9 protein-coding genes, 1 pseudogene and 1 riboswitch are annotated in these 6,000 nt (G+C 68.5%); of the genes and pseudogenes, 3 read left to right on the forward strand and 7 right to left on the reverse strand.

All coding sequences use genetic code 11. From position 1 onward, the window contains the following. Positions 1-2: 2 nt before the first annotated feature. A complete protein-coding gene (locus tag ABZT06_RS43990) occupies positions 3-224 on the reverse strand; it encodes a DUF397 domain-containing protein (RefSeq protein ID WP_355754027.1) in 222 nt (73 codons plus the stop codon). A gap of 9 nt (positions 225-233) precedes the next feature. After that, entirely contained in the window at positions 234-1,094 is an 861-nt protein-coding gene (locus ABZT06_RS43995) for a helix-turn-helix transcriptional regulator (RefSeq protein WP_355754029.1), read from the reverse strand. Positions 1,095-1,308: 214 nt separating this feature from the next. On the opposite strand from ABZT06_RS43995, the gene ABZT06_RS44000 reads away from it, so the two are divergent. Continuing rightward, positions 1,309-1,767, forward strand: a complete 459-nt coding sequence (locus ABZT06_RS44000; protein WP_355754031.1) for an ATP-binding protein — start codon at positions 1,309-1,311, stop codon at positions 1,765-1,767. A 43-nt stretch (positions 1,768-1,810) separates the two neighbouring features. Here the strand turns inward: ABZT06_RS44000 and ABZT06_RS44005 are convergent, their stop codons facing one another. From ABZT06_RS44005 to ABZT06_RS44020, 4 genes are all read right to left on the reverse strand, one after another. After that, positions 1,811-2,410: a DUF6328 family protein gene (locus ABZT06_RS44005; protein WP_355754034.1), complete on the reverse strand. Its 600-nt coding sequence runs from the start codon at positions 2,408-2,410 to the stop codon at positions 1,811-1,813. A gap of 93 nt (positions 2,411-2,503) precedes the next feature. After that, entirely contained in the window at positions 2,504-2,977 is a 474-nt protein-coding gene (locus tag ABZT06_RS44010) for a C40 family peptidase (protein WP_355754036.1), read from the reverse strand. 3 nt (positions 2,978-2,980) lie between these two features. Next, positions 2,981-3,192, reverse strand: a riboswitch (cyclic di-AMP (ydaO/yuaA leader). A 338-nt stretch (positions 3,193-3,530) separates the two neighbouring features. Then, positions 3,531-3,836, reverse strand: a complete 306-nt coding sequence (locus ABZT06_RS44015; protein ID WP_355754039.1) for a hypothetical protein — start codon at positions 3,834-3,836, stop codon at positions 3,531-3,533. A gap of 7 nt (positions 3,837-3,843) precedes the next feature. Further along, positions 3,844-4,479: an ATP-dependent Clp protease proteolytic subunit gene (locus ABZT06_RS44020; RefSeq protein ID WP_355754042.1), complete on the reverse strand. Its 636-nt coding sequence runs from the start codon at positions 4,477-4,479 to the stop codon at positions 3,844-3,846. A 384-nt stretch (positions 4,480-4,863) separates the two neighbouring features. Between ABZT06_RS44020 and ABZT06_RS44025 the strand changes: the two genes are divergently transcribed. Together ABZT06_RS44025 and ABZT06_RS44030 are read left to right on the forward strand one after the other, a co-directional pair. Further along, entirely contained in the window at positions 4,864-5,247 is a 384-nt protein-coding gene (locus ABZT06_RS44025; protein WP_355754045.1) for a hypothetical protein, read from the forward strand. Positions 5,248-5,294: 47 nt separating this feature from the next. After that, positions 5,295-5,546 carry a hypothetical protein gene (locus ABZT06_RS44030; RefSeq protein ID WP_355754047.1) on the forward strand — a complete coding sequence of 84 codons (252 nt, stop codon included), beginning with the start codon at positions 5,295-5,297 and terminating at the stop codon, positions 5,544-5,546. Between the two features lie 250 nt (positions 5,547-5,796). Here the strand turns inward: ABZT06_RS44030 and ABZT06_RS44035 are convergent. Continuing rightward, positions 5,797-6,000, reverse strand: a pseudogene (locus ABZT06_RS44035) (mannosyl transferase); the annotation flags it as partial.

Genomic DNA, 6,000 nt, shown 5'->3' on the forward strand with positions numbered 1-6,000 from the left:
GGTCAGAACGCGCGGGTGAAGCCCGCCCAGCTCTCGGGGGAGAAGAGCAGCGCGGGTCCGTCCGGGTTCTTGGAGTCGCGTACGGCGAGCAGCCCGGCCCATGGCCCGGCCGACGGCCTCGCCGTCTCGACGCAGTTGTTCGCCCCGGTGCTGTAGCTGCTGCGCAGCCAGCGCACTTCGGGCAATCGGGTACTGGAGGTTACGTTCCGAGGCAGGGCAGACATGGTGCCTCCTTACGCGCCGTCACCCATCCCGGCGAGGTAATCCAACGAGTCCTCGGGCGAAAGGGCGTGGATCCGAAGGGTGTTGAAGGCCTCGGTGTAGGCCTGGAGGTCTTCTTTCCGCTCGAGATAGAGGCTACTCGTCAAGTGGTCGAGAACAACCACATCCAGATCAGAAGTGCGCGGAAATGAGAAGATTACGAAAGGCCCCGTGATACCCACATGCGCCCCGGCAGTGAACGGCAGCACCTGCAACCGCACCTGAGGCAGCCGTGCCGCCTCCAGAAGTCTCTCCAGCTGCCGGGCCATCACCTCGGGGCCGCCGACCTCCCGCCGCAACACCGCCTCGTCCAGGACGGCGCTCAACTTCAGAGGCGGCTGCGCGCGAAGGATGTCCTGGCGGGCCAGTCGGACCTCGACCAGGGCGTCGAGACGTTCGTCGTCGAGACCCTCCACCGCGGCCCGGGTCACCGCGCGGGCGTACTCGGGCGTCTGGAGCAGCCCCGGCACGACCGAGGTCTCCAGCGTGCGCATCGCGCTCGCCTGGGCCTCCAGACTGATGAAGTCCCGGTACGTCGGCGGCAGGACGCCGCGGTACGCGTGCCACCAGTGGTGCCGGCCGCCGTTCTCGTCGGAGCCCGCCAATACCAGCAACAGCTCCCGCAGATTCGCGTCCCCCACGCGATAGGCGTCGAGAAGTAACCGCACATCGGCCGGTTTCACCCCGCTGGCACCGGTCTCGATGCGGCTCACCTTCGACTGGTGCCAGCCCACGAGCCGGGCCGCTTCACCGCTGGTGAGCCCCGCACTCGCGCGCAACGCACGCAGTTCGGCGCCCAGTTTCCGCCGGCGCACCGCGGGGCCGTGCTGCATGGCGCTACTCCTTACTCCTTACGAGCCGCCCAAATACGGTCTCGCGTCGCAGAGTTCACCGCTTCGAGCGACAGATATATGCACATCTCGGTGGATCGGCACCCGTCACAGGCCCGGTGATGGCACTCTGGCGATGAACCACCAGTCCGGGACCGTACTCGAACCATCCGCACCGTGTCGGACTCCGGTCCTGTCGGAAAGGGACGACGTCGCCATGGCAGACCACCTGGAAGCATCCGTCACTCTGCCGAGCGAACCCGCCTCGGTCTCCGCGGCCCGCACCTACGTCCTGAGCACACTCGCGGAGTGGGGGCTGCCGCCCACCACGGACGCCGCCGAGACCGTCCGGCTCATCGTCTCCGAACTCGCCACCAACGCCGTACAGCACACCTTCGGGCAGTCACCCACCTTCACGGTGGACATCGAGCTGGACCGCGACGAACAACTGCGCATCGGGGTCACCGACAGCCATCCCCGCTTCCCCAAGCGGCTGCCGGCCGCGGTCCAGCAGGACAACGGGCGGGGGATGGTGATCATCCGCTGGCTCGCCGCCGAGTACGGCGGCCGACTGAGAGTCATGCCCACCCGGGAAGGCGGTAAGACCGTCTCCATCGAACTCCCGTGGGCGGTGCCGGCCGAGCCGGTCACAGCGGCGGGGCAGCAGGAGCCGTGAGAGGCGTCAGACCGGCCGCGGGCGGCCCGGGGCGCCGAAGGGGTCAGCGAAGGCGCGCGGACGGTTCTCGGGGTGATGTTCCTGGCCGGGCCGTGGCTCGCGGGATCACCTCGCGCCTCGCCGACGCAGGCGTGGAGTGCGACTGCGCCGCCTTCCGTTCCTCGGCGAGTCCCGCCCGCCGGACCAGCCGGGGGAGCAGGCCCCACAGGCCCAGGCACACGAGCAGGGTCGCCGCGCCCGCGGCCACTCCGCCGGCCCGGCCCGTCGTCACGTCCACCACGAGCAGCACCGATCCCGTGAACGCGAGCACCAGAACCCCCATGCCGACCGTCGCGAGCCGGGAGGAGACCTGCACGATCCGGGCCTTGGCGCCGCGCTGGAAGAGCGAGCGGTGCAGGGCCGCCGGTGCGGTGAACAGGGCCGCCGCGACGACCGCCAGCAGCAGCGTGGTGACGTACGTGGCGCGCTGGAAGGTGTCGAGGGACGGGAAGCGCTGGGTGAAGGCCAGGGTCAGCAGAAAGGCGAAGAGTATCTGCACCCCGGTCTGGGTCACGCGCAGTTCCTGGAGCAGCTCGCCGAAGTTGCGGTCGGCGCGCTCCAGCGGGGTCTCGTTGCGGGCGGTGCACGGGCGGTGGTCGGCCATGGCGTCACGGGTAACCATCTGGGCCCGTGTCACGCGTCCCGGGAGACCCGAGGGGGCGGTGGCAGGTCAGGTCGCCGCCGCCCCCTCGGGACGTCACTTGACCCGGCCGTACCAGACGCTCTTCGTCCAGATCTTCTGCAGCCTCACCACGTCCCCGGTCTTCGGGGCGTGCCAGATCTTTCCCTTCCCGGCGTAGATGCCGACGTGGTAGACGTTCGAACCCGAGTGGAAGAACACCAGGTCGCCGGCCTTGCGGCTGCCCGCGCCGATGTGGCGGGTCTTGTTGTACTGCTGGGCCGCCGTGCGCGGGAGCTTCTTGCCCGCCTTCTTGAACGAGTACAGCGTGAGCCCTGAGCAGTCGAAGCGGCGGGGCCCGGTGGCGCCGTACTTGTACGGCGAACCCTTCTTGGAGGCCGCTACCTTGAGCGCCTGCGTCGCCGGTGTCGAGGCGGCGGCGTCGGCTGCGACGCCCGGGATCACGACGGAGCCGCCCACAGCGGCGATGGCGAAGGCCGAGGCCGTACCGGCTCGGACCATCAGCGACGGGACACGATTGAGCGCAGTCATGCGCAACCCTTCGTCAGCCGCCTGTGAAGGATGACCTGTCGGATTCGGGCTGGCGAAGTTGCCCGGCCGCTGACGCGGCTTCACCCCAAGGGATGCTCGGCCCGGTCATGACGTGACCGTTCCGGCGACCCGTCGTGCTTGGGTCCTCCACTCCTGCCGATCCACTCCTGTCGACCGGTCATCCGGGCGGCGGCAGGACTCGGCGTCCGCCCGGATCGCCCCGCCGCTGCGGCGGGGGCTTGTCGTCAGTCAGGGATCTTGGCGCACGGATGTCCCAAAAACCCAATGGAACCGGGGGTTTGTGTTGTTACTCACCACTCACCCGTTCGGGTGGACACCTGAGCGCTCGAAGGGGCGTCCAGGGGTCCGCAGCCTCCTCGACCAGCACAGAAACTCCTCATTCCCCTCCTGAACCACGCGCGTTGCGCAACCTGGACGGTCGCGAAAAAGGAGCCGCGCCTCCTGCAAACGGCGGTACGTCTTTTGGTCCGTTTCAACCGCGCCCCGGACGCACCGCCAGACCCGTGGAACGTCCGGAAACACTGCCGGTGCGTCAGTCGCCGGGCTCGGGCGGCACGGTGACCCTGGCCGTACGCCGCTCTCCGTCCAGGACCCGCAGGGCCCGTGCCAGCGTCGCGGCGTGCAGTTCACGCTCACCCCGGCCGTGCATCAGCACCAGCGCGTCGCGCAGCTCGGCCGCCCTGCTCACCAGTGCCTGCGCCGCGCGCAGTCCGCCGTAGGTGTCCTCGTGCCGGGCCGGGTTGATCCGGCCCAGCAGGTCGACCACGTCGAGATAACGGTCGATCAGCTCGCCCTCGGCGCGGGTCAGCGCGGGCAGCGGTGGCAGGTCCGGCACCATCGAGGCCTCACCTCGCGCCCGGAGCGGTGCGCGCGGACTTGCGGCTCGGGACGATCGCGTCCGCCAGGCCGTAGTCCAGGGCGCCCTGCGCGTCCAGGATCTTGTCCCGCTCGATGTCTGCGCTCACCTGCTCGGGACTGCGCCCGGTGTGCCGGACCAGCATCTCCTCCAGGCAGCCCCGCACCCGGATCAACTCCGCGGCCTGGATGGCCAGATCGCTGGCCTGTCCCTGCACGGGCTCGCTCAGCCCGGGCTGGTGGATCACCACCCGGGCACCCGGCAGCACGGACCGCTTGCCCGGGGTGCCCGCCGCCAGCAGCACCGCCGCGGAGGAGCCGGCCTGCCCGAGACACGTCGTCTCCACGTCGCAACTGACGTACTGCATCGTGTCGTAGATCGCCGACATCGCGCTGAACGAGCCGCCGGGGGAGTTGATGTACAGCGCGATGTCCCGGTCCGGGTCCTGGTACTCGAGGTACATGAACTGCGCCATCAGGTCGTTCGCCGAGGTGTCGTCGATCTGCGTCCCGAGGAAGACGATCCGCTCCTCCAGCAGCTTGGAGTACGGATCCATCGTCTTCTGCCCGAAGCTCGTGCGCTCGTGGAACTCGGGCAGGACGTAACGGGCGGTCGGTCGGGTCATGGCGTACCCCTCCTCGTTGCGGACAGCTGTCTGTAAAAAATGTACAGGACGTACGTGGCGTTCGATAGGAGCGGATTTTAACGATCAAGCTAAATGCCCAGGTCGGAGGGGATTTATGGCTCACCGTGGGGGCTCGTGTCTCACATTCCTGTCACCGTTTGACGGTTCTTTGGCGGGAGCGTTGTCGCCGTTGCATTCGGCGATTAGCCAGTGGTCCTCCCTACGGCAACCCTGATCTGCGCGTTTGTCGCGACTCGCTGCGGTATGAGCGTCCGTCAGTGGGTGTGGACGGCCCGGCCCTTAACTGTCGTGCGTCAGTTGACCAACTGGATCGGACCTGACGCACGGCCAGGTGATCGAGGTACTGGTGGCGGAGCTGGTGTATTGACGGATCTCGCCGGTGTCTTGTTGGGGGCTTCGGCGATCAGCGGCGTTGTCGCGTCCGGCCGGTGGCAGCAAAGCGTCTCCACATGGGTGCTCAGCCTCCGCCGCGAGCTTCTCGACCGCACCCTCATCTGGAACGCTCACCACCTGCGCCATGCCCTGAGTGAGTACGAGCGGTTCTACAACGAGCACCGCACCCATCGCTCCCGGCCGGCAGCCGCGCCGCTGCGCGCACTCCCCGAATCCAGCACCGACCCCATGGAGATCGCTCGCCTCGACATACGTCGACACGACCGCCTCGGCGGAGTGACCACGCGTACCAACACGCCGCTTGAGCTGCGCGGACGTGATTCTCGGCACGCACAAGGTCGTGGCGATACTTGACAACTCGTTCGCCCTCCAGCCAGAGGCGGCTGGAGGGCGAACGACCGATGGTGACAGCAGAACCCTTCGACGCCCACAGGACGCAGGAGATGTCCCTCCTGCACAAAGTCGTCGCTCGTCCCGATCTGGAGGCGGCCGTCACTGTCAAACCCGCCATCCGACGAGACCCCTCCACCCTGCGCCTCGCCAAGGAGGTGCTCAGCGCCCGCGCCTGCGCCGCCCGGCTCTCCGTCGTCGTCCGCAACGAACCAGCCCTACTGGCCGGCATACAGCCGCAGAAGCCCGGGCGGGGCCGCTGACAACGAAGCGGCCTGCAGCGGCCAACAACGAAGGAGACGCCAGCTGGCCTGTCATCGGCGATCGCCGCCACCCGCTACAGGCCGCTCGTACCCAGATGCCGCAGGATGGGCCAGCGGTTCTCCCTGCACGGCCAGCTTCCCCCTGGCACCATGCAGCTCGGAAACTCCCACTGTTCACCGCGCGGGCGGTAGGAGTGTTGGACCGTCGGCACTCGGCCGTTGACCGCGATCCCTGACTTCGGGCGTCGCCTCACTGCTGGGGATTGCAGTCGTAGAGGGCGAAGCTGCTGTCGGTGTGGCGGTAGGCGGTGGGCCGGATGCGGGTGCAGTGGGACTTCACCCAGGTGGTGGCGGGAGTGGGGGGGCGCTGGGTGGTGAGCAGCGCATAGCGCAGCTGGTGGGTGGCGACGAGGTTGCCGAGCTGCTGGGCGGTGGGGAAGGGAGTGCTGCCGGT

The sequence above is a fragment of the Streptomyces sp. NPDC005483 genome, assembly GCF_040606035.1.
GTDB lineage: Bacteria > Actinomycetota > Actinomycetes > Streptomycetales > Streptomycetaceae > Streptomyces.